The sequence below is a fragment of the Lentzea roselyniae genome (assembly GCF_039537795.1).
Classification (GTDB): Bacteria; Actinomycetota; Actinomycetes; order Mycobacteriales; family Pseudonocardiaceae; genus Lentzea; species Lentzea atacamensis.
The window spans coordinates 58,531-80,991 of the sequence record NZ_BAABBE010000018.1; the positions used below are offsets into that span (position 1 = coordinate 58,531).

The 22,461-nt window shown below is 69.0% G+C and carries 17 protein-coding genes; 13 read left to right on the forward strand and 4 right to left on the reverse strand.

The window, feature by feature from the left end:
- Positions 1–70 precede the first annotated feature (70 nt).
- Both eccCa and ABFX45_RS29175 read left to right on the forward strand, forming a co-directional pair.
- Positions 71–4,084, forward strand: coding sequence for a type VII secretion protein EccCa (eccCa, locus tag ABFX45_RS29170; RefSeq protein WP_346133334.1), 4,014 nt, complete (start codon positions 71–73; stop codon positions 4,082–4,084).
- A gap of 591 nt (positions 4,085–4,675) precedes the next feature.
- Complete coding sequence (locus ABFX45_RS29175) at positions 4,676–7,348, forward strand: AfsR/SARP family transcriptional regulator (RefSeq protein WP_346133336.1); 2,673 nt, start codon at positions 4,676–4,678, stop codon at positions 7,346–7,348.
- 202 nt (positions 7,349–7,550) lie between these two features.
- Here ABFX45_RS29175 and ABFX45_RS29180 read toward each other — a convergent pair whose 3' ends face one another.
- Positions 7,551–10,274 (reverse strand): AfsR/SARP family transcriptional regulator, encoded by a 2,724-nt coding sequence (locus ABFX45_RS29180; RefSeq protein ID WP_346133338.1) that lies wholly within the window; start codon positions 10,272–10,274, stop codon positions 7,551–7,553.
- A gap of 199 nt (positions 10,275–10,473) precedes the next feature.
- On the opposite strand from ABFX45_RS29180, the gene ABFX45_RS29185 reads away from it, so the two are divergent.
- Positions 10,474–12,291 (forward strand): type VII secretion-associated protein, encoded by a 1,818-nt coding sequence (locus tag ABFX45_RS29185; protein WP_346133340.1) that lies wholly within the window; start codon positions 10,474–10,476, stop codon positions 12,289–12,291.
- 5 nt (positions 12,292–12,296) lie between these two features.
- Here the strand turns inward: ABFX45_RS29185 and ABFX45_RS29190 are convergent, their stop codons facing one another.
- Positions 12,297–12,587, reverse strand: coding sequence for a hypothetical protein (locus ABFX45_RS29190; RefSeq protein WP_109628717.1), 291 nt, complete (start codon positions 12,585–12,587; stop codon positions 12,297–12,299).
- A 271-nt stretch (positions 12,588–12,858) separates the two neighbouring features.
- Here ABFX45_RS29190 and ABFX45_RS29195 point away from each other — a divergent pair, with 271 nt between their 5' ends.
- The 10 genes from ABFX45_RS29195 to ABFX45_RS29240 all read left to right on the forward strand — a co-directional run bounded on the left by ABFX45_RS29195 (position 12,859) and on the right by ABFX45_RS29240 (position 20,518).
- Positions 12,859–13,167, forward strand: a complete 309-nt coding sequence (locus tag ABFX45_RS29195; RefSeq protein ID WP_346133342.1) for a WXG100 family type VII secretion target — start codon at positions 12,859–12,861, stop codon at positions 13,165–13,167.
- A gap of 59 nt (positions 13,168–13,226) precedes the next feature.
- Entirely contained in the window at positions 13,227–13,508 is a 282-nt protein-coding gene (locus tag ABFX45_RS29200; RefSeq protein WP_346133344.1) for a WXG100 family type VII secretion target, read from the forward strand.
- Between the two features lie 255 nt (positions 13,509–13,763).
- Positions 13,764–14,207, forward strand: a complete 444-nt coding sequence (rplM, locus tag ABFX45_RS29205; protein WP_030472013.1) for a 50S ribosomal protein L13 — start codon at positions 13,764–13,766, stop codon at positions 14,205–14,207.
- A 26-nt stretch (positions 14,208–14,233) separates the two neighbouring features.
- A complete protein-coding gene (gene rpsI, locus ABFX45_RS29210) occupies positions 14,234–14,767 on the forward strand; it encodes a 30S ribosomal protein S9 (protein ID WP_109632781.1) in 534 nt (177 codons plus the stop codon).
- Between the two features lie 110 nt (positions 14,768–14,877).
- Positions 14,878–16,212 carry a phosphoglucosamine mutase gene (gene glmM / locus ABFX45_RS29215; RefSeq protein ID WP_109628711.1) on the forward strand — a complete coding sequence of 445 codons (1,335 nt, stop codon included), beginning with the start codon at positions 14,878–14,880 and terminating at the stop codon, positions 16,210–16,212.
- Between the two features lie 16 nt (positions 16,213–16,228).
- On the forward strand, positions 16,229–16,474 hold the full coding sequence (locus ABFX45_RS29220) for a hypothetical protein (protein WP_233439074.1): 246 nt from the start codon (positions 16,229–16,231) through the stop codon (positions 16,472–16,474).
- Positions 16,475–16,480: 6 nt separating this feature from the next.
- Entirely contained in the window at positions 16,481–16,831 is a 351-nt protein-coding gene (locus tag ABFX45_RS29225; RefSeq protein ID WP_346133347.1) for a hypothetical protein, read from the forward strand.
- 148 nt (positions 16,832–16,979) lie between these two features.
- On the forward strand, positions 16,980–17,285 hold the full coding sequence (locus ABFX45_RS29230) for a type VII secretion target (protein WP_109628709.1): 306 nt from the start codon (positions 16,980–16,982) through the stop codon (positions 17,283–17,285).
- A 6-nt stretch (positions 17,286–17,291) separates the two neighbouring features.
- Positions 17,292–20,015, forward strand: coding sequence for a WXG100 family type VII secretion target (locus ABFX45_RS29235; RefSeq protein ID WP_346133350.1), 2,724 nt, complete (start codon positions 17,292–17,294; stop codon positions 20,013–20,015).
- Entirely contained in the window at positions 20,012–20,518 is a 507-nt protein-coding gene (locus ABFX45_RS29240) for a hypothetical protein (protein WP_346133352.1), read from the forward strand. The genes ABFX45_RS29235 and ABFX45_RS29240 overlap by 4 nt, the downstream gene beginning before the upstream one ends.
- 42 nt (positions 20,519–20,560) lie before the next feature.
- Here ABFX45_RS29240 and ABFX45_RS29245 read toward each other — a convergent pair whose 3' ends face one another.
- Together ABFX45_RS29245 and ABFX45_RS29250 are read right to left on the reverse strand one after the other, a co-directional pair.
- Positions 20,561–21,211, reverse strand: a complete 651-nt coding sequence (locus tag ABFX45_RS29245) for a hypothetical protein (RefSeq protein ID WP_346133354.1) — start codon at positions 21,209–21,211, stop codon at positions 20,561–20,563.
- A gap of 311 nt (positions 21,212–21,522) precedes the next feature.
- Positions 21,523–22,350: a dienelactone hydrolase family protein gene (locus tag ABFX45_RS29250; protein ID WP_346133356.1), complete on the reverse strand. Its 828-nt coding sequence runs from the start codon at positions 22,348–22,350 to the stop codon at positions 21,523–21,525.
- Between the last annotated feature and the right edge of the window lie 111 nt (positions 22,351–22,461).

Sequence of the window (22,461 nt, forward strand, 5' to 3'; positions counted from 1 at the left end):
ACGCGCGCAGATGCGCAATAGTGTCGGTTGCTACTGGTGGCGTAACGAGAGTCGAAGAGGTGCCTGTCAGTTGAGCACGCTGCAGTTCAAGCGAACGGCACGCCTTGCTGCTCCCCGGCCTCCTGGCGGTGAGGTCCACCTCGAGCCGCCACCCGAGGTTCCCCGGATCATCCCCGGCAACATCATGATGAAGGCGATGCCCGTCGTGATGATCGTCGCGTCCGTGGGCATGATGGGCATGATGTTCTACTTCGCCCCGCGGCAGCCGGCGGCGATGATCATGCCCGGCATGATGATGATCTCGACCATCGGCATGATGGCGAGCGGCATGGGCTCCGGCAAGGGCCAGAAGAAAGCCGAGATGAACGAGGACCGCAAGGACTACCTGCGGTACCTCGGCCAGATGCGCGACCGTGCTCGCGAGGCCGCCGACGAACAGCGCGCCGAACGCGAGTGGGTGCACCCCGACCCGCAGATGCTGTGGTCGCTCGCCACCACCCGGCGCATGTGGGAACGCCGCCAGAACGACCCCGACTTCTGCCACCTGCGCGCGGGACGGGGCTCGCAGCGCCTCGCCACCCGCCTGGTGCCGCCGCAGACCGGTCCCGTCGAGGAGCTGGAGCCGATCGCGACGCTGGCGCTGCGCCGGTTCGTGCGCGCCCACTCGCTCGTGCCCGACCTGCCGATCTCCATCGCACTGCGCGGTTTCGCCGCGGTCGGCCTGCTCGGCGAGATCGAGGACCGCCGCGACCTCGCGCGTGCCCTCATCGCCCAGCTCGTCACCTTCCACGCCCCGGACGACCTGCTGATCGCGGTCGTCAGCGCGGGCCGCACCAAGCAGCTGTGGGAGTGGGCGAAGTGGCTGCCGCACGTGCAGCACCCCACCGACATCGACGGCATCGGCCAGCGCCGCATGATGGCGAACTCGCTCGCCGAGATCGAGGCGATGCTGGACGAGAACCTGCGCGACCGGCAGCGGTTCACCCGCAACGCCCCGCCGCCGCCCGACCAGCCGCACATCGTGATCGTCATCGACGACGGCGACATCAGCCGCGAAGAGATGATCATCCTGGAGGAGGGTCTGGTCGGCGTCACGCTGCTGGACCTGTCCGAGTGCCTCGGCAACCTCACGGCCCGCCGCGGTCTGCGCCTGGTCGTCGAGAACAACCAGCTCGGTGCCCGCTCCGCGAGCGGTGTCGAGTGGTTCGGAACGCCGGACCGGCTGTCGATCGTGGAGGCGGAGGCGCTCGCCCGCAGGCTCTCGCCCTACCGCATGGGCGCCGCCGGTGAGGCCGGTGGCGACAGCGGCGAAGACCCGTTGGCGATGAGCAACAACCCGCCGCTGCTCGAGTTCATGGGCATCCCCGGCGACCCGATCACGTTCGACGTGCAGCAGGCGTGGCGGCCGCGGCCCAAGCGCGACCGCTACCGCATCCCGTTCGGCATCGGCGAGCACGGCCAGCCGGTCGAGCTCGACATCAAGGAGGCCGCCGAGGACGGCATGGGCCCGCACGGCCTGTGCATCGGCGCGACCGGTTCCGGCAAGTCGGAGTTCCTCCGCACCCTGGTGCTCGGTCTGCTGGCCTCGCACTCGTCGACGGCGCTCAACATGATCCTCGTCGACTTCAAGGGTGGTGCGACGTTCCTCGGTCTGGACAAGGCACCGCACGTCGCCGCGACGATCACCAACCTGGCCGGCGACCTCACCCTGGTGGACCGCATGAAGGACGCCATCGCCGGTGAGGTGTCGCGTCGTCAGGAAGTCCTGGCGAAGGGCAACTACAAGAACGTCTGGGACTACGAGAAGGCCCGTGAGAACGGTGCCCAGCTCGACCCGCTGCCCGCGCTCTTCATCTGCATCGACGAGTTCTCCGAGATGCTGACGGCGAAGCCGGACTTCATCGACATCTTCCTCCAGATCGGTCGTGTCGGCCGGTCGCTGCAGATGCACATGCTCCTCGCGTCGCAGCGACTGGAGGAGGGCAAGCTGCGCGGTCTGGACACGTTCCTCTCGTACCGGATCGGTCTGAAGACGTTCAACGCGGCCGAGTCGCGTGCGGCGATCGGTGTGCCGGACGCCTACGAGCTGCCGCCGATCCCGGGCTCGGGTTACCTGAGCGTGCAGGGCATGCCGCTGACCAGGTTCAAGGCGCTCTACGTCTCGGGCACCTACCGGCCGTCGGGCATGCAGTCCGCCGGTGAGTCGGTGGCGGTTCGCAGCGACAAGCGCCCACGGTTCTTCGTGCCGGACTTCATCGAGATCCCGAAGGAGCCGGAGCGGCCGCTCGAGCCGGTCAAGGTCGAGGCGCCGGTCAAGGAGGACGCGAACGAGCCGACCCAGCTCGAGCTCATCGTCAACCGCCTCGTCGGTCAGGGCCCGCCCGCGCACGAGGTGTGGCTGCCGCCGCTCAACGAGCCGCCGACGATGGACACGATGCTGCCGCCGCTCGACGTGACGCCCGACCGCGGTCTCACGTCACCCGGATTCCCGGCGAACGGCGTGCTGCAGATTCCGGTCGGCGTGGTCGACAAGCCGTTCGAGCAGCGCCGCGACCTGCTGTGGGCGGACTTCTCCGGTGCCGCCGGTCACGGTGCGGTCGTCGGTGGTCCTCAGTCGGGCAAGTCGACGCTGCTCAGGACGATCATCGCGTCGATGTCGCTCACGCACACGCCGGAAGAGGCGCAGTTCTACTGCATCGACCTCGGTGGTGGAACGCTCGCGTCGATGGAGGACGTGCCGCACGTCGGTGGGTTCGCCGGTCGTCTCGACGTCGACAAGGTCCGCCGCATGGTGGCCGAGCTGCAGACCCTGATCACCGAGCGCGAGCTCCGCTGGCGCGACCAGCGCATCGACTCGATGGCCGAGTTCCGCAACCGCAAGCGCCGCGGTGAGATCAAGGACGATGCCTTCGGCGACGCGTTCCTGATCGTGGACGGCTGGATGAACTTCCGCCAGGAGTTCGAGGCGGTCGAGCCACAGGTCCAGGCGCTGGCCGCACAGGGTCTGTCCTACGGCGTGCACGTGATCGTCGCGGCAAACCGGTGGGCGGAGATCCGGCCGGCGATGAAGGACCTCCTCGGCACGCGGTTCGAGCTGCGTCTCGGTGACCCGAGCGAGTCCGAGATCGACCGCAAGGTCGCGGTCAACGTGCCGCCCGGCCGTCCCGGCCGCGGTCTGACGGGTGACAAGCTGCACTTCCTCACCGGTCTGCCGCGCATCGACACCTCGCAGGATCCGACCACGATCTCCGCCGGTGTCCAGGACCTCAGCAACAAGCTCAACCAGGCGTGGCAGGGCCCGCGCGCGCCGCAGGTCCGGATGCTGCCCGACCTGCTCGACTACGGCCAGTTCATGGCTCAGGTCCAGCAGGTCAACCCGAACCGCGGCCACCTGGTCCCGGTCGGCGTCAACGAGGACGAGCTCGCGCCGGTCTACATGGACTTCGACGCGGACCCGCACTTCTTCGCGCTGGCCGACGGCGAGTCGGGCAAGACGAACATCCTGCGCACGATCGTCCGCGGCATCATGACCAGCTACACCCCCTCGGAGGCGCTGATCCTGCTGGCGGACTTCCGCCGCACGATGCTCGGCTTCATCGACACCGACCACCTGCTGAGCTACGCGGTGTCGAGCAACCAGCTCGCGGAGAACGTCAAGGAGGTCCGCGGCTCGCTCACCAGGCGCATGCCCGGCCCGGACGTCACCCAGGAGCAGCTCAAGAACCGGTCCTGGTGGTCGGGGCCCGAGGTGTTCATCGTGGTCGACGACTACGACCTGGTGGCACCGCAGGGCGGTACGAACCCGCTGCAGCCGCTGGCCGAGTTCATCCCGCAGGCGAAGGACGTCGGTCTGCACATCGTCGCGGTCCGCCGCATGGGTGGTGCGTCCCGCGCGATGTACGACCCTGTGCTCGGCAAGCTGAAGGAGATCGCGGCGCCGATCTTCGTCGGTTCCGGTTCGAAGGAGGAGGGCAACATCGTCGGCAACCTCAAGCCGTCGCCGCAGCCTCCTGGCCGGGGCACGATGGTGACCCGCAAGCACGGTCAGCAGCGCATCCAGTTCGCCTGGATCGCGCCCGAGTAGTCACGCACGGAACGTGGGGACCTTTCGCACTGTCCGACAGTGCGAAAGGTCCCCACGTGCGTTTCGCGCAAAGTGAAAGGGCCCGCAGCCGAAGCTGCGGGCCCGCTCAGGTAGCAGGGGTTCTACCTGCTCCCCCCATGGCCGAACCCGGATCCGATGCGGTCAAGAGGGAGGAGACCGCACCGGCCGGGCTTCTTCGGAGGTTCCCCCAGGTGTTGCCTGCCTCCGTCGAACCGGTCGAGGAGAACTCTGCCGTACGCCTCTATCGCGCCGCTCACGGATCAATGACATCCGCTGTCGGCGGCGTGAGAGCGGTTTCCAGGGCGAAGTAAAAGGGCCCGCAGCTTCAAGCCGCGGGCCCAACCGAACAGCAGGGGACTGTCCGGTTCCCCCATTGACCGGATCTCCCTCCGCACCGCTCCACTGGGGAGGATCGGCACGGTCAGAGCCTGACGTTCGTGACACCCCCCAAACCTCGTTGTCACTCTCGTCTTCCGGCTGAACAACACTCTGCCCGGCTGTGCTCACACTTCGGTCACACCGAGTCCACGCCCCTACACTCGACGTTCGTCACACCGGGGGAGGGACGACGTGCGAGCCGAGTACCGCGTGCTGGGGCCGTTGGAGGTGCTGCTCGACGGCCGGCCGGTCACCGTCCCGGTCGGACGGAGCCAGGTGCTGCTCGCCACTCTGCTGTTGCGGCCCAACCAGGTCGTCACGGTCGACGAGCTGATCGAGCGGATCTGGGACGGTGCGCCGCCGACCGCCGACCGCGCGCGCAAGACGTTGCACATGGTGGTCGCGCGGTTGAGATCCGCGCTGGGTGCGGCGGACTGCGTGCACACGCGCCCCGGTGGCTATCTGGCCGTCGTGGAACCGGATCAGCTGGACCTGCTGCGGTTCCGCGCGTTGGTGGGCTCGGGTGACCTCGGCGCGGCTTCGGCGTTGTGGCGCGGTCCGGTGCTCGGCAACGTCTCGTCGGACGCGTTGCACCGCGAGGACGTGCCGAGGCTGGCCGACGAACGGCTCGACGCGCTGGAACTGCGCATCGAGACCGACCTCGACCGCGGTCTCGGCCGCGAGCTCGTGGCCGAGCTGCGTTCGCTGGTCGCCGATCACCCGTTGCGCGAGTCGTTCTGGCGGCATCTGATGCTCGCCCTGTACCGCGCGGGTCAGCAGGCCGAGGCGCTCACCGCCTACCAGAAGGTGCGGGAGAAGCTCGCGGACGAGCTCGGTGTCGATCCCGGCCGGCCACTGCAGGAGCTGCACCAGCAGATCCTGCGCGCCGAGGTGTCCGTCAGCGGGCGTCAGGTGCCGCGCCAACTGCCTGCCGGAGTGCGCAACTTCGTCGGTCGCGACGAGGAGCACCGGTTGCTCGACAAAGCGAGCGGTGTCACCGTCGTGCACGGCGTCGGTGGCGTCGGCAAGACCGCGCTGGTGCTGCATTGGGCACGTCAGGCGCGGGAGCAGTTCCCGGACGGCGACCTGTACGTGAACCTGCGCGGGTTCGACCCGGACGGGCAGCCCGTCGAACCCGCGGCCGCAGCGGAGTCGCTGCTGGTCGGCCTGGGCGTGAAGGACGTCCCTGCCGCCGCGGACGCTCGGTTCGCGTTGCTGCGCACCACGCTCGTCGACCGGCGCCTGTTGCTGGTCCTGGACAACGCCGCCTCGCCACGCCAGGTCCTCCCGCTGTTGCCAGGAGCCTCCGGTGTCCGAGTGGTGATCACCAGTCGCAACCAGCTGCGTGCGCTCGTGTCGCAGCACGACGCCACCGCGATCAGCCTGCTCCAGCTGGACTTCGGCGCGGCACGGACGCTGCTCGCGGCGGTGCTGGGCGCGGAGCGGCTCGATGCCGAACCGGAAGCCGCCCGCGAGATCGTCGAGCGCTGCGCCGGCCTGCCGTTGGCACTGCGGGTGTTCGCGGAACGGGTCGCGCGCTTCCCGGACGTGTCGCTGCGGGAGTTCGTGGCGGAGCTGGAAAGCGCGAGGCTCGACGCGCTGACCGACTTCGACGACGTCGACGTGCGGGCGGTCTTCTCGTGGTCGTACCGGGCGCTCGACGACGAATCGGCGCGGATGTTCCGGCTGCTGTCCGTGCATCCCGGTGCGGATTTCGACATCAGTGCGGCGGCCGCGCTCGTCGGTGTCTCCGTTGCCCACGCCCGTCGTCTGCTGGAACGGCTCGTCGCCGATCACCTGGTCCAGTCGCGGACTCCCGGCCGATACGACCTGCACGACCTGTTGCGCGCGTACTCGGCGGAGCTGTGCGGTGACGACGAAGAAGCGGCGCTGCGTTTGACCGAGTGGTACGTCCACACACTGGAGAACGCGACGTCCCAGGACCCGGCGCAGATCATGGTGCACGCCGGCGAGGTGACCTCCGGTGTGGTGCCGCAAGGCTTCTCGTCGTGGTCCGACGCGCTCCGGTGGCGTCGTCAGGAATGGGCCAACCTCAAGGCGATCGCGTTCGCGGCGATCGCGTGGGGCTGGCAGCGGCAGGCCCTGTTGATCCCGGTCCACCTGCACAGCTACCTCGTGGTCGACAACACCTACCGCAACGACGCGATCGATCTCTTCGAGGCGGTGCGTGGCTTCGGCTCGGTGGTCGAGCAGGGGATCGTCCACATCAAGCTGGCCGGCGTCTACGAGTGGGTCGGACGCCTGGACGACGCGCTGCGCAGTCACGACATCGGGTTGCCGCTGCTGCGGGCGGAGGGCGAGCGCATCTCGGTCGCGGTGGCGTTGAACCTGCTGTCCAAGCTCTACAGCACTCTCGGCCGCCGTGAAGAAGCGGACGCCACCCTCCGTGAGGCTCTCGCCATCGCGGTCGAGATCGACGCGGTGTACACGCAGCTCATCTGTCACTGCAACCTCGCCAGTCGGCTGAACCGCGACGAACGCTGGGAGGAGGCGCTGCAGGAGGTCGACCGGGCAGCGGTTCTCACCGAGCGAGTCGGCGACGAGTACCTCACCGTCCGGGTGCGCGGCTTCCGGGCCCAGGCGCTCGCCGGTCTGGGCAGGTACGCCGAGGCCGAGCCGGAGCTGCGTGCGGTGGTGGAGGTGATGAGGCGGGTCGGCGACACCGAAGGAGTGGCCGACGGGTCGGTGCTGATCGGAGAGGTGCTGGTCGGTCAGGGCCGGCCCGACGAGGCCGCGGTGGAGTGGCAGCGTGCCATCGACATCTGGCGCGCCGTGAAGGATCGTCGCGCGGACGGGCTGGCCGCGCGGCTGGAGGCTTTGCAGAGGCCGGTCCCACCGCGGTGAAGAGGGAGGTAACCGCTGCGGGACCGGCCAGTCTAGGGTCGTGGACGGCACTCACAATCCGGTCACACGTCGCTCCCGAGACTGATGAGCGGTGCTGGTGGCCCCCCAGGAACTTCGCCACCAGCACCGCTGAGAAGAACTCTGCCCGAGTCCGCTCACACTTCGCTCACACTGCGATCACCCGGCGTCGACACCCGCCTGATCAGTTCTCCAGGTCCCGCACGAGCTGCCGGACGTCGGCCACCATGCCGAGGCGGCCCTGCTCGGCGAGCGCCAGCGCCTGGCGGGCGTGGGGCAGGGCTTCCTGCCGGTGCCCCGCGCGGTCCAAGACCTGCGCGCCGTGGAAGAGGATCTCGGCTTGCGGCCGGACACCGATGTAGCCGAGCCCGTGCGAGGAGAAGATCTCGCGGTACAACTGCGCGGCCTTGCCGACGTCACCCATCCCGGCGTACGCCTGAGCCAGCGTGTCCATTGCGGACGGGGTGACCGTGTCCAGCTGTTCGAGCGCCTCGAACGCTTGCTCGGAGATGGCGATCGCCTCGACGAAGTCGCCGTTGCGCACGTGGGTGTAGGCGAGACTGTTCATCGACGTCGCCCACCCTCGCTTGTTGCCGGTGAGCCGCCACTGCTCGACGGACTCGCGGTAGTGCAGCAGCGCCTCGTCGTGGCGGCCCTGCCAGAGGTACGTGCTGGCGAGCTCGGCCTCCGAGATGGCGATTCCGCGCCGGTGGCCGATCTCGCGACGGATCTGCAGTCCTTCGCGCAGCATGCGTTCCGCTGCCTCGAATTCGTGCCTGTTCTTGGCGGCGATACCCAGCGAGTGCAACGCGACGGCTTCCGCGAACCGATCACCCAGGCGACGGGCGGCGTCGAGCGCGATCGTGAAGACGCGGGAGCGGTCCTCGTTGGAACACGAGAGCTGGATGTAGCTGATCATCGAGTACGCCAGCTTCCACGCGTGTTCGAGATGTCCTTCGGCCAGAGCGAACTCGCACAGTTCGAACAGCAGGTCGTGTTCACACCGGCACCAGGCGATCGCGGCGTCCTTGTCGCTGAACACGGCCACCTCGACCACTGGATCGCGCTCGGTCAGCGTCTTCTCGGCTCGGAAAAGAGGCACCGCGGCTTCGGCGTTGCCGAGCGAGTGCAGGTGGTGGTCCAGGAACCGTACGACTGCGGCTTTCCGGCTTTCCTCGCTCTCTTCTCCGGTGGCACGTTCGCGGGCGTGCAGCCGCAGCAGATCGTGCTGGGAGAACCGCTGGGGCTCGTGCTCCTCGACGAGATGAGCCCTCGCCAGCGTGCGGAGGAGCTGCAACGCCTGACCGCTCGGCACACCCATCAGCGCACCGGCGGACATCGGGGTGAAATCGGCGCGCGGCGCCAGTCCGAGCACCCGGAACATCCGCTGCTCGTCGGGTCCGAGCGCGGTGTAGGAGAGGTCGAACGCTGCCCGGACCGCCGCCTGCCGGTCGTCGCCGATCTCCAGCTCCGCCAGCCGGTCTTCGGTGCTCAGCTGGTCCACCAGGTCCCGCACGCGCAGGTCCGGCTCGCTCGCGAGAAACGACGCCGCGATGCGCAGGGCGAGCGGCAAACACGCGCACAGCCGCGCGAGTTCGGCCGTGTCTTCGGGTTCCGCGTCCGTGCGGTTCGTGCCGATGACCTTTCCCAGCAGCTGCACCGCTTCGTCCAGTGGCAGCACACCGAGCTTCAGCACCTTCGCGTCGTTCAACGCCACCAGGCCACGCAGGTCGGAGCGGCTCGTGACCAGTGCGACCGATCGGCCGCCCGGCAGCAGCGGCCGCACCTGTTCCGCCGCACGGGCGTTGTCGAGCAGCACCAGCACTCGGCGATCGGCGAGCAACGACCGGTACTCGCCGATGCGCTGGTCGGTGTCGTCGGGAATCTCCTTCGCGGACCGGCCGAGCCCGCGCAGCAGCTGACCGAGCGCGTCGTGCGGGGTCAGCGGGTTCTCCTGGTCGTAGCCGCGCAGGTTCACCGCGAGCTGCCCGTCCGGGAAGCGAGCCCTCACCCGGTGCGCCCAGTGCACGGCGAGCGCGGTCTTGCCGACCCCCGCGGACCCCGCGATGGCCGAGATGACGACCGTCTGCGTGGACTCACCGGACGACAGGAGCCGGTCGAGCCGGGCGAGGTCTTCATCGCGGCCGGTGAAGCCCCCGAGGTCGGGCGGCAGCTGGCGCGGGACGACGGTGTCCCGCCGCGCGGTGAGCTCCGGTTCCGCGCGCAGGATCGACTGGTGCAGCTCCTTCAGGCTCGGGCCGGGGTCGATGCCCAGCTCGTCCGCCAACAGGTCGCTGACCTCGCGGAACGCCTCCAGCGCCGCTGCCTGCTGATCCGAGCGGTAGAGAGCCACCATCAGCTGCGCCCAGAACCGCTCGCGCAACGGGTGCTCGGCGGTCAACGACCTCAGTTCCGGCACCAGCTCCGAGGCGCGGCCGCGGCCGAGGTCCTGCTCGATCCGTCGTTCCAGCACCGTCAGCCGTTCTTCGACGAGCTTCGGCACATCGTCGCGATGCAGGGCGTCCGAGTCGACGTTGCTCAGCACGGGCCCGCGCCACAACTCCAACGCGGCGTGCGGGTCGGTCCCGGCCAGTGCGCGAAACCGGAGGAGGTCCAGGTTCCCGACCTCGGCCAGGTAGCCGTTGGTCGTGGTGGAGACGCAGTTCGCGGGTCCCAGCGCCTGTCGCAGCCTGGCAACGGTCATGTGCAGGGTCTTCGTCGCCCGGTCCGCGGACAGCGGCGAGCCTTCCCACAGCCGGTCCACGAGCTCGTCGGAGGACACGAACTGGTTGGGTCGCATGAGCAAGGTCGCCAGCAGCGCGCGTCCCCTGCCGGCCGGGACGGCGATCGGTTCCCCGTTGAAGAGCACCTCCAACGGCCCCAGCACCCGGTACTCGGCTCCCCGCACGAGCGGATTCTACGAGCCAGGACGTGATCCAAGTCCGGCGTGGACGGTGAACGTCGGGGGGACCTGCCAGGACTTCGGCGAACCGCCGACCGCTCACCTCCGCGTTCGGCGAGCCAGGCGCGGAACGACCGACTTCGCCATCCGTGTCGTCCAGGCCTGCCTCATCGGGTAAGCATGTGCGCGGAAGAGGGGAAGGTGCATGAGCCTGCACGTCGCGGTCGACTTCGGCACGTCCAGCACCTGCGTCGCCGTTTCGGCCCACGGCCGGGAGCCGCAGGTGGTCGTGTTCGACGGCCAGCCGCTGGTGCCGTCCGCCGTGTTCGCCGCCGCCGACGGGACGTTGTTCGTCGGTCACGAGGCCGAGCGTCAGGCCGCGGTCGACCCTGCCCGCTACGAGCCGCACCCGAAGCGCCGCGTCGACGAGGGTGAGCTGTTGCTGGGCAGCACGGTGCTGCCGGTCGTGGACGTGGTGCGCGCGGTGCTGACCCGTGCGGTCGGCGAAGCGCGCCGGGTCGGTGGCGGCGCGCCGGTCGACCTTCTCGTCCTGACCCACCCCGCCGACTGGGGCACCGTGCGCACCCGCGTGCTGCTGCAGGCGGCGCGAGGTCTCGGCCGTGAGCTCGTGCTGGTGCCGGAGCCCGTCGCGGCCGCCGTGTTCCACTCGGCGAGCCACTCCGTTCCGGACGGTGCCGCGCTCGCCGTGCTCGATCTCGGCGGCGGAACCGTCGACGCGAGTGTGGTGGCGCGCGCGGGCAAGAGCTTCCGGGTGCTGTCGGCCAAGGGAGACCCGAGCTTCGGTGGCGCGGATGTCGACCAGGCGCTGTTGGAGCACGTCGGTGGCCTCGTCGCGGCGAAGGACCCCGAGGCGTGGCGGCAGCTCGTCGAAGGCCGCGAGATGGCCGACCGGCGCAAGCGGCGGGTGCTCCGGCAGGACGTCCGCGGTGCCAAGGAGACGTTGTCCCGGCACGCCTACACCGACGTGCCGATGCCGCCGCCGTTCCCCGACGCGCACGTCACCCGTTCCGACCTGGAGCAACTGATCACCGCGCCGTTGAACCGGGCGGCCGCGCTGGTAGGTGCGGCGGTCCGCGACGCAGGGCTGGTGCCTCAGCAGCTCGCCGGGGTGTTCCTGGTCGGAGGGTCGAGCCGGATCCCGCTCGTCGCCCGGCTGGTGCACGAGCACACCCGCGTGGTGCCGACGAGCATCGACCAGCCGGAGACCGTCGTCGCCCGTGGCGCGCTGCGGGCCGTCAGTCTCGATCCCGAACGGACCGGCGGTGTGGCGCCGCAGGGCTCGCTGCAGGTACCCCCGAAAGGCGGGCCGGGCGAGGTCACTCACAACCTGCGGGTGACCGACGACACGACCCGCAAGATCACCCGCCGGATCACGCCGCCGCCCGCAGGACAGTTCCCCGCGGCGTTCCCCGCGGCGCCACCGCCGAAGAAGAGCAGGGCGTCGCTGTTCGTCGCAGTCGGTGTCGTGGTGGTGCTCGCCGCGGCCGGTGCCGGTGGTTACTTCTGGCTCAAGAGCCGTGAGAAGACGCAGCAGCAGCCGCCGGCCAACCAGATCGCCGTGTACGACTACAGCTTCACCAGGCCGGACGGATGGGAGCAGACGGGCGGCGCGCCGGTGGACCGGCAGGTGCTTTTGCAACCGATTGACCGCAAATTCACCAGCGAGGAATCGCCGGTCGATCGTATTGCTGTGCAGGAGCAAACACTTACCTACGACAGCGACGTCGATCGCACTCGGGCGCTCAAAGAACTGCAGAACCAATACGACAAGCGCGCGGAAGAGGGGGACAAGGTCTCCGGATTCGCCGAAGCGGCCACATTCGCCGGCAAGTCTGTTGTTCACTATCGCGAAGAAGTGAAGGGCGCCGCGGTCGACTGGTACATCCAGTTCGTCGGCAGGGTTCAGGTGAGCGTGGGCTGTCAGGCGACCGATGCCGGCAAGGCCGCCGTCGGCGCCGCCTGCGAGCAGATCGTCCGCTCGCTGGTCATCAAGCCGCAGTAGCAACGTCAGGGGAGTTGCCGATGTCCGCCACCGAGGCCCTTGGCCGGTTCCGCGCCGAAGTGGGAGCCGCCGTCACCCGTGCCCGCCGCGCCGCCGGTGAGGTCGGCGAACGGAACGCCAAGCTGCGGGAACGCACGCGTGAACTCGCTCGGCAGGCCCGTGAGCGCGGAGTCGAACCGGGTGCTCGGGCGACCTCGTCCGACGTGCGGGAAGCTGCCACCGGGTTCCGCACCGACCGCGGCCTGCCCGTCGAGCAGCTGCCGGATGCCGTCGAACTGACCGCTCCGCAGGCTCACCCAGCGGTTGAGACGGCCCCCGTCGCCACTCTCGGTTCTATCGCGGTCGCCGGTCCGAGTGGTCAGCTTCCCCGTGCGAGTGACGATGACGAGGACTTTTCGCAGTCGCGAATCCTCTACTGACATCCGGGTTCACTCGGAACCGTTTACTAGAGCAACTACTTCGAAAGAAGTCGCGACAGGGTGGAACCGACGTGGCATGGTCCTCGTCGGAAGAGGCGTACCAACCAAGAAGTTACGGCCTGAAGTTCTCCGAAGGGGGCATCTCCCAATGTCTGGATTTGGCGTTTCATCCGAGGAGCTCGACGCGCTGGCGAAGCGCATCCTCGAGGTCGACGAGCAGGCGCAGGCGAAGCTTCGCCAGGTGCGCAACGCTGCCGACACCGTCCGCGCGTCCTGGAAGGGCACCGCGTCGACCGCGTTCCAGAACCTGATCGACCGCTTCGACGCTGACGCGGCCAAGGTGCAGGAAGCGCTCCGCGAGATCGCGTCGCAGATCTCCGAGTCGTCGAAGACCTACCTGCAGAACGAGCAGGCGCAGGAACAGTCGATCGGCACCATCGGCAACCGCCTCGGCTGACCCTGACGCTTCGTTCCGCATTCCTCAACTCACTAGACATCCTCAGGGGAGAATCGAAAATGTCCATCGAAGTCACTTTTGCGGAGATCCTGCAGGCCGCGACCACCATCTCGACTCAGTCGCGCGAGGTTGACGCCCTGCTCGACGAGCTCCGTCAGGAGGTCACGAAGACGCTCGGCGGCTACACCGGCCAGGGCGCCGAGGCCTACCAGGCGTCGCAGGCCAAGTGGGACCAGGGTGCTGACGACCTGAACAAGGTCCTCGCGGCCATCGGTACCGCCGTGCAGCAGGCGGGCGAGGGCTACCAGGAGGCCGAGCAGCGCAACATCAGCCGCTGGTAAGACCGCCGCGGTACAGCCAGACCTTCGCGAGCCCCGGAACCACGTGGTCCGGGGCTCGCGTACGTCCGGAGACAGGGCTCGGAGGGGGCCGTTTTGGTCCCCGCACCACCCATCCGGTATCTTCTTACGTTGTTGTGCGGTAGCTGGCGCCCGTGTGCGCCGCGCCTGTCTCGGAACCACCGCTTGGCCTGTCCAAGATCGGTCTGGGGCAACCGCCGCAGTGACCCCAGACGCAAGTGACGACGAGGTAGACCCGTGCGCACGTACAGCCCGAAGCCCGGTGAGGTGACCCGCACCTGGCACGTGATCGACGCCCAGGACGTGGTGCTCGGCCGGCTCGCCACCCAGGCCGCGACGCTGCTGCGCGGCAAGCACAAGCCGACCTACGCCCCTCACGTTGACACCGGTGACTTCGTGGTCATCATCAACGCTGACAAGGTCGCCCTGACCGGCTCGAAGCGGGACCAGGAGTTCCAGTACCGCCACTCCGGCTTCCCCGGCGGTCTGCGCAAGCAGTCCTTCGGCGAGGTCCTGGACACCCGTCCGGACCGCCTGGTGGAGAAGGCGATCAAGGGCATGCTGCCCAAGAACCGCCTGGGCCGTCAGATCGCGAACAAGCTGAAGGTCTACAGCGGACCGAACCACCCGCACGCGGCGCAGCAGCCGCAGGCCTTCGAGATCAAGAAGATCGCCCAGTGAGCGACGAGTACACCGAGGAAGTTCCTGTGACCACCCCTGAGAACGAGACCCCCGAGGCCGTCGAGGCCGTCGAGGTCGAGGCCGAGGTCGTCGAGGCTCCCGAGGCCGAGGCCGCCGAGGCTGAGGTCGTCGAGACCTCCGCGCCGGTGGTCGCGCCCTCGCTGAACGGCGCCGCGCACCTCGCGCAGACCGTCGGCCGCCGCAAGGAGGCCGTCGTCCGCGTCCGCCTCGTGCCCGGCACCGGCAAGTTCACCCTGAACGGCAAGGCCCTCGAGGACTACTTCCCGAACAAGGTGCACCAGCAGCTCATCAAGGAGCCGCTCGTCACCACCGAGAAGCCCGAGACCTTCGACGTGATCGCCAACCTGCGCGGCGGCGGCATCACCGGCCAGGCCGGTGCGCTGCGTCTCGCCATCGCGCGTGCGCTGATCGCCGTCGACTCCGAGGACCGCCCGGCGCTCAAGAAGGCCGGCTTCCTCACCCGTGACCCGAGGGTCAAGGAGCGCAAGAAGTACGGTCTGAAGAAGGCCCGCAAGGCGCCTCAGTACTCCAAGCGCTGAGCATCACCTCAGCTGTACCTGCGGGAGCAGCAGTTCATCTCGAACTGCTGCTCCCGCAGTGTTTTCCGGGTCTTTTCCCGTCGCCTCGCAGTGTCCAATTCGGAGGATTCATGGCCCGCCTGTTCGGCACCGACGGAGTTCGTGGTCTCGCCAACGCCGATCTCACCCCAGAGCTCGCGATGTCCGTCGCCGCCGCAGCGGCACGTGTGCTCGCCGAGCACGACCGTTCCCATCGCCCGGTCGCTGTCGTCGGCCGCGACCCCAGGGCGAGCAGCGAGATGCTCGACGCCGCCGTCACCGCGGGCCTCACCTCGGCCGGTGCGGACGTGCTGCGCGTCGGCGCCCTGCCCACCCCGGCCGTCGCGCACCTCGTCGCCGCACTCGGCGCCGACATCGGCGTGATGATCTCCGCGTCGCACAACGCGATGCCGGACAACGGGATCAAGCTCTTCGCCGCGGGCGGCCACAAGCTGCCGGACGAGGTCGAGGACGAGATCGAGCAGCTCATGGGCACCGGCTTCGAGCGTCCCACCGGTGCCGCGATCGGCCGGGTGCGCGACGTCCCCGACGCCGAGACCCAGTACGTCGAGCACCTGCTCAAGGTCACGCCGCACCGCCTCGACGGCCTCAAGGTCGTGGTGGACTGCGCGAACGGTGCCGCGTCGGTGGCCGCACCGGACGCGTACCGCCGCGCGGGCGCCGAGGTCATCGCGATCAACGCCACCCCGGACGGCCTCAACATCAACGCCGGCTGTGGCTCAACCCACATCGACGTCGTCGCCGCCGCGGTCCGCGAGCACGGCGCCGACCTCGGCATCGCGCACGACGGCGACGCCGACCGCTGCCTCGCCGTGGACGCCGAGGGCGCCATCGTCGACGGCGACCAGATCCTCGCGATCCTCGCGCTCGCCATGCGTGACGCGGGCGAGCTGTACGAGGACACCCTCGTCGCCACGGTGATGAGCAACCTCGGCCTGCACCTCGCGATGCGGGAGGCGGGCATCCGGCTGCGCACCACCGCCGTCGGCGACCGGTACGTGCTGCAGGACCTCAAGGCCGGCGGTTACTCGCTCGGCGGCGAACAGTCCGGCCACGTGGTGCTGCCCGCCCACGCCACCACCGGCGACGGCCTGCTCACCGCGCTGCGCCTGATGGCCCGCATGGCCGAGACCGGCAAGTCCCTCGCCGACCTCGCCTCGGTGATGCGCCGCCTGCCCCAGGTCCTGATCAACGTGAAGGTCACCGACAAGGCCGCCGTGGCCAAGGCCACCTCTGTCAGCGAGGCCGTCGCCGAGGTCGAGGCCGAACTGGGCGACACCGGCCGCGTGCTGCTGCGCCCGTCCGGCACCGAGCAGCTCGTGCGTGTGATGGTCGAGGCGACGAGCCACGAACAGGCGGAGTCGGCAGCGCAACGCCTGGCGGGTGTGGTTTCCTCGGTCCACTGAGGATTTCGGAGGGCCCGTGGCTATCTGGTTGGCGCTGTTCGTCCTGCTCGTGCTGGTGGTGCTCGGGGTGGTCCTGGTGGTCGTGCTGACCACCAGGCGCAAGCCCGCCCGGCCGCCGTATCCGCCGCAGCAGGGATACCCGTACCAGCAGCAACAGTTCCCGCCAGGCCAGCAGGCGTACCCGCAGCAGCACTACGCGTCACAGGGACATCCACAGCAACCCGCGCCCGGCCAGCAGCCGCCCACGCAGAACGGTTGGTGATCAGTCGTGAAGTTCGGACCGGCCCAGCTGCTGATCACCCTGTTCGTCCTCGCTCTCGTCGCGGTCGTGCTGGTGGTCGTGATCGTCGTGAAGAACCAGAAGAAGCAGCGGGCTCAGCACCCGCAGCAGTTCCCTCCCGGCCACGGCTACCCGCCCCAGCAGCCCTTCCCGCCAGGGCACCAGCATCCGCAGCAGGGCCCGCCTTCCGGCCAGGTTCATCCGCCTCAGCAGCCCTTCCCCCCAGGGCAGCAATGGCCGCAACAAGGGCCTCCTCCCGGTCAGCAGGGCCCGCCCTCCGGCCAGCAATGGCCCCAGCAACCGCCTGGTCAGCAGCCGCCGCCGCCCAATCAGTGGTGATCGTCGGCGAATGCCGCCGAATGGCTGTTTACTAAGGCAACCGACATCACAGAGCTCAGGCGGTCGTGTGACCTGAGCTGGCACTGTATGGCGGAACCCCGCTGAGCCGAACTGCGTCAGATCGGGGACTAGGGGAGGCAGGGACCACATGTCTGGCTATCAGGCGAACGCCGGCGAAATGATGTCGTCCGCGACGACCATCCAGGGGATCGCGACCGAGATCGAGAACTACAAGGCCAAGATCACCGCGAGCGCTGTGAGCGAGAAGGACTTCGGTCGCGCGCACACCGCCGGTGGCGCCAAGTACAAGGCCGGCCTGCCGAAACTAGCCGAGGCGATCGGTGCCTACTCCGCGGCGATGAAGGGCCTTTCCGACAAGCTCCGCGAGTCCGCGAACGGCTACGCGTGGACGGAAGAGGCCAACGCCGCCAACATCAACAAGCAGAAGGGGTAGTCGCAGATGCCCACCTGGGAAGAAGTCAAGAAGCTCTGCGACAACCCCGAGGTCCCGCCAGACCAGAAAAAGGCCCTTCTCGAGGCGTACTACACGACCGAGATGGACAAGGACTTCACGGGCACGCACAACGACGAGCTCGAGAAGTACCTCGACGACTACGACGTTTCTTACGGCGACGGCTTCGGCCAGTCGCTGTCGAACGCGATGCCGTGGTCGGACAGCTCGGAAGACCGGCTGAACAACGCCTACGACATCGCGAAGAAGTCAGGTGACGCCGGTCAGAAGAAGATCGACGATCACAACAACGCCAAGAAGTCCGGTCAGAACACGCTGGACCAGTCCGAGCAGCGCGCCGCGGACGGTGGCGCGGGTGTCGGCAACTCGAACTTCCTGCTGGACGCCGGCGCACCCGGCCTCAAGTACTTCGAGAACTTCCTTCCCGTCTACGTGGAGGCGAAGAAGGTCATCGGTGTCGGCGCCTCGAACGTCCCCACGGACTTCAACGCCGTCAAGACGCTCTACGAAGAGCAGCGCGACATCGACTTCCACAAGATCGACGAAGACATCAAGGAGATGCGGCAGGTCTCCACGGATCTGCGCACTCAGCAGGCCGACTCCGAGAAGTCGATGTCGAAGCTCTGGTCGACCTGGGACGGCAAGGCCGCGGACAACTCGCGCGCCTTCGTCGCCGACTTCTCGAAGAAGGCCGCGGCCGTCGCGGACGGCATCAACCACATCGCCGACGCGACGCGCGCGGCGTGCCACACGGTCTCGCAGCTGGTGAACGACAAGGCGAACGCGGTGCTGAACGGTGTGGGCAGCCCGTTCGACATCGCGGGCAAGACGCCGCCGCAGATCCGCGAGATCGTGCAGGCCGCGACCAGCGACGACGAGGGTGTGCTGAGGCGGGCCGCCGGTCACGTGGGCATCCAGATCAACGATGAGGCCTGCGACGAGGACAGGTGGAAGGAACAGGTCCGCATCGGCGCCCGTGACTGGCTGCAGGGCACCTTCCACAACGATGTCAGCCAGAAGTGGACGAACTTCGAGAAGCTCTGCAAGGACACGAAGAAGGCGGTCGACGACGCCTGGAACGCGCTCGGTGCCGAGATCGACAAGATCAACACCAAGCCGTTCGAGCCCGCCAAGGAGGAGACGCCCGCCGAGAAGCCCGGCGGTGGCGGCAAGAACCAGAACCCCGGCGGCGGCGGTGGCGGTGGCGGTGGCGGCCCGACCGGTGGCGGTGGTGGTGGCGGTGGCGGCATGCCGGAGATCCCGAAGCCGGAGAACCCGCTCGACAAGAACGGCGACGGCAAGCCGGACCTGCCCGGCGACACCGACGGGGACGGCAAGATCGACGACCTCGACGGCGACGGCAAGCCCGACAACCAGCAGCAGCTGCCCAAGCCCGAGGAGAACCTCGAGACCGTCACGGTCAAGGCGGGCGACAACACGATCAAGGTCACGGAGCCCGACTCGAACGGGCACGTGAAGATGACGATCGACACGCCCAAGGGCGAGCCGAAGACCTACGACCTCGACTTCAGCAAGAACCCCGAGGCCGCCAAGGCGCTGATGGGTCAGAACGGCGCGCAGGCCATCACGGCCATGGCCAATCAGCTCACCGGTACGCCCACCCAGGGCTCGCAGGCGCCCGGCGCTCCCGCTCCGACGGGCGGCACGCCGACGCCCGGCGGCGGTGCTCCCGGTGGCACGGGCATGGGAGCGCCCGGCTCGGAGTCGAACCCGATCCCGGTCGAGGTCGGCGCCGACGGCAAGATCCACATCGAGCAGGACGGCGTCAACTTCACCGCCGAGGTCAACACGCAGACCGGCGAGATCAACCTGACCGCGGACAACGGCGACGGCACGCCCGACCAGATCGGCGTGAGCTTCGGCGAGGACGAGAACCCGGCCGCGGGCACCGATCCCGCGGGCGTCGGTGGCGGTGGTTCCGGTGGCATGACCGGGGATCTGCGGCTCGACCAGCCGTTGAACATCCCGGACCAGGACTTCCCGCAGCCTGTCGACGGCGCGTACCAGACGATGCCGGCGCCTGCTCCGGGTGAGTTCCAGCCGATGCCGGCGCCCGCGCAGGGTGAGTTCCACACCATGCCGGCCCAGAGCGAGTTCCAGCCGATGCCCGCGCCGGCGCAGGGTGAGTTCCACACCATGCCCGCCCAGGGCGAGCAGGTCTGGAGCCCGCCGGGCTCGGCGGGTCCGCCCGTGGGCCCCAACTACATCCAGGACAACGGCATCATGCCGAACGTCGGCGAGCCCAGGATCGTCGCGGCCCCGGACGGCACGGTGGCGTCCGGTGTCTCCTTCACCGGCGGTGGGTCCTCCGGCGGCGAGTCGGTGCTCGGTGGTTCGTCGCCGGCCGACAGCGCCTGGAGCACGCCGTCCCAGGGCGACAACGGTGGTGCGTTCAACACGAACGCCTCCGAGGCGGGCCAGGCGGGTTCGGCGAACCTGCCGTCCATGCAGGACGCTCACGGTCAGCCCACGTCAGGGCCCGCGGCCGGCGGCATGATGGGCGGCGGGATGATGGGCGGCGGCATGATGGGTGGTGCGGGCGCCGGCGGTCAGCAGGGCGGCGACACCGAGCGCGGCGCGAGCCAGTGGCGCACCACGGGTTCGCTGTTCGACGAGGACAACAGCAATCCGCTGAGCAGCGCCCAGGGCGTGCTCAGCGGTGACGACGGCAACCGGGGTGGTCAGTGGTGAGTGATCTCGATCTCGCCGCGTTCAAGGCGAAGCTCGCGGGCATCGAGTCGGAGCACTCCTCGCGCATGGCGGACGCCAAGGAGAAGTTCGCCGAGTCGACCAAGCAGACTCAGGAGAACCACGACAAGTTCGCCGACCGCAAGCAGCGGCTCGCCGAGCGCCTGCGCGAGATGGCCAGGACCCAGCACGGCGGCGGCCAGCCGAAGGAGCGCAACAAGGAGCTCTCCTTCGGCCTCGACGACGAAACCGCCATCGCGAAGGACGACCTCGATGAGGAGGTCGAGCGGATCGCGAAGGAGTGGCGGGCGCAGGACCTGCGTGCCCAGTCCGAGGGCTTCATGACGGGGGTGAGGCCGGAGCCGCAGCGGCCGGTGCAGCAGCCGCCGGTCGTCCAGCAACCGGTGGCGCCTCCGCCGCCGGTGCGCCAGGCGCCGCCCAGGCGGCCGCAGCGTCCCGTCGTCGACGATGACGACGACCTGAGCAACCAGAGCTGGTTGTCCTGAGCGACGAACGCCCCCAGATCATCTGGGGGCGTTCTCGTTGGTTCAGCGCGGCGGGCCGTAGCCGGGGGGAGGCGGGCCCTGCGGCGGGCCGTAGCCAGGTGGTGGCGGGCCCTGGGGAGGCCCATAACCGGGTGGTGGCGGCTGGTGCGGGAACTGGGGCTGACCGCCCTGCGGCCCTGCGGCGGGCTTCAACGCGTTGGTCACCGGTGGCAGGATCGCCACGACCCCGACGATCAGTGTGAGCACGGCCGCGATGTAGGTGTCGCTGGTGCCGCTCCAGCCGATCTGCTGGTAGTAGAAGAAGTGGCACCCGGCGGCGAGCAGTCCCACCAGGACGGCGCCCGCGATGAGGAACGCACCGGGCATCTTGCGCAGGACGACCAGCAATGCGCCGAACACGAGCACCACCGCTGCGAGCAGCTTGAGCACTGTGTCAGCGATGCTCAGCGGCGCCAGCAGGTCGCCGTTGCCGCCGGTCTCCTGCAGCAGGAGCGCGACGACTTCGGGTTCCGACTGGTGAGGCCGTTTGATGATGAGCCTCATGACCCCGAGGATCGCCCAGTAGATGGCGACTCCGAACGCACCCACCGCGACGACCACAGCCATCGCGAAGCTGCCGCCCCTCGGTTGTGGTGGCGGCGGACCCCACTGCTGTTGGGGCTGGTTCTGCTGCCAACCCTGATTCGGCATCACGCTGAGCAATCTAGCGGGTGCGGTGCGGGCCGTAACCCTGCTGAGGATGCCCCTGCGGACTGCTGAGGTCCTTGCTGCGGCATCTGCTGATGTCGCAGCGGCGTTCCCCACCCCGGCCGTGCCCACCAGGCAGTCCTGCTCTGGAAGTGCGCGGCCAGCGGAGGCGACCGGGGGATCGCGACGGCAATCAGCACGCCTCCAGCGCGGCCAGGCCGATGCGCAAGCCGTTGCCCGGTGACGGTCCCTGGAACTGCTCCGGCTGGGGCCTGGTGCAGCCCTGGTTCTGAGTTCCGGGCATCACGGGGAGCACGTCAGCGCCGGCGCAGTGCTTCCCGCTGGAAGACGACGTTCGCGTTCTTCAGGTCGCTGTCGAGCAGCTCGTCGTACAGGCGCTCACCGGTCAGCACCCGCAGCAGGAACGCCGTCGCCAGCGCGCGGCCGAGCTTGTGCGATCCCCGCTCGGCGTGGCCGTCGAGCAGGAGCTCGCTCCAGTGCCTGCCCTCGGTGAACCCGAGGTGCGAGGCCTTGGGGAGCAGCCGCAGCTGGACCGGGCCGCCCCAAGCCTGGGCGATCGCCTCGGAGTGCCCGACGGGCGGCGCGATCCGGTCCTCACCGGCCGCGAGGTGCAGGCCGGGTACGCGGACCTCGCGCGCGGCGTCCAGTGCGGACGGCCTCGTCTCCGTTGCGGCCAAAGTCACAACGGCGCGGACACGCTCGGCTTCGGCGGCAGCCAGCACCGCCGCGCCGCCGCCCATCGAGTGCCCGGCCAGCGCGACCTTGGCCGGGTCCACGCTGATCTTCCCGGATCCCAGCCGCACGCCGGTGCAGATGTCCAAAGTGGTCAGCAGGTTCGCGGCCAGCACGCGTGCCGACAGCAGCGGCCCGCGTTCCACCGCCGGGGCGGCGGCGACGATTCCCCACGACGCCAGGTGCCGCAAAAGCCCGTGGTAGCGGCGAACGGGCTGCATCCAGCCGTGTCCGAACGCGACGGCCGGCAGGCCCAGACCCGACTCCGGCGTGAAGACGACGCCCGGCAGGCCGACGAGGGCGAGATCGCCGCGCAGCACCGGGTGCGGACCGGGCCTGCTGAGCTGCTCGAGGGCCTGTTTCGCGGTCAGCGTGATCACGCGGCGAGCCATGGGGTGAACCGTAGTCGATCCTGTCGTGCGCACCACATTCGAGATTGGTCTACACCAAACGTGTCTCTGACCAGCGGTGATGGGTCGTCCCCACTCATTAGGGTTAGCGGC

What these genes read in the sequence shown, in the direction of transcription:
- ABFX45_RS29200 (WP_346133344.1), top strand. Translation starts at nt 13,227, where the DNA reads ATGTCCATCGAAGTCACTTTTGCGGAGATCCTGCAGGCCGCGACCACC.
- ABFX45_RS29195 (WP_346133342.1), top strand. Translation starts at nt 12,859, where the DNA reads ATGTCTGGATTTGGCGTTTCATCCGAGGAGCTCGACGCGCTGGCGAAG.
- ABFX45_RS29250 (WP_346133356.1), bottom strand. Translation starts at nt 22,350, where the DNA reads ATGGCTCGCCGCGTGATCACGCTGACCGCGAAACAGGCCCTCGAGCAG.
- ABFX45_RS29230 (WP_109628709.1), top strand. Translation starts at nt 16,980, where the DNA reads ATGTCTGGCTATCAGGCGAACGCCGGCGAAATGATGTCGTCCGCGACG.
- ABFX45_RS29235 (WP_346133350.1), top strand. Translation starts at nt 17,292, where the DNA reads ATGCCCACCTGGGAAGAAGTCAAGAAGCTCTGCGACAACCCCGAGGTC.
- glmM (WP_109628711.1), top strand. Translation starts at nt 14,878, where the DNA reads ATGGCCCGCCTGTTCGGCACCGACGGAGTTCGTGGTCTCGCCAACGCC.
- ABFX45_RS29185 (WP_346133340.1), top strand. Translation starts at nt 10,474, where the DNA reads ATGAGCCTGCACGTCGCGGTCGACTTCGGCACGTCCAGCACCTGCGTC.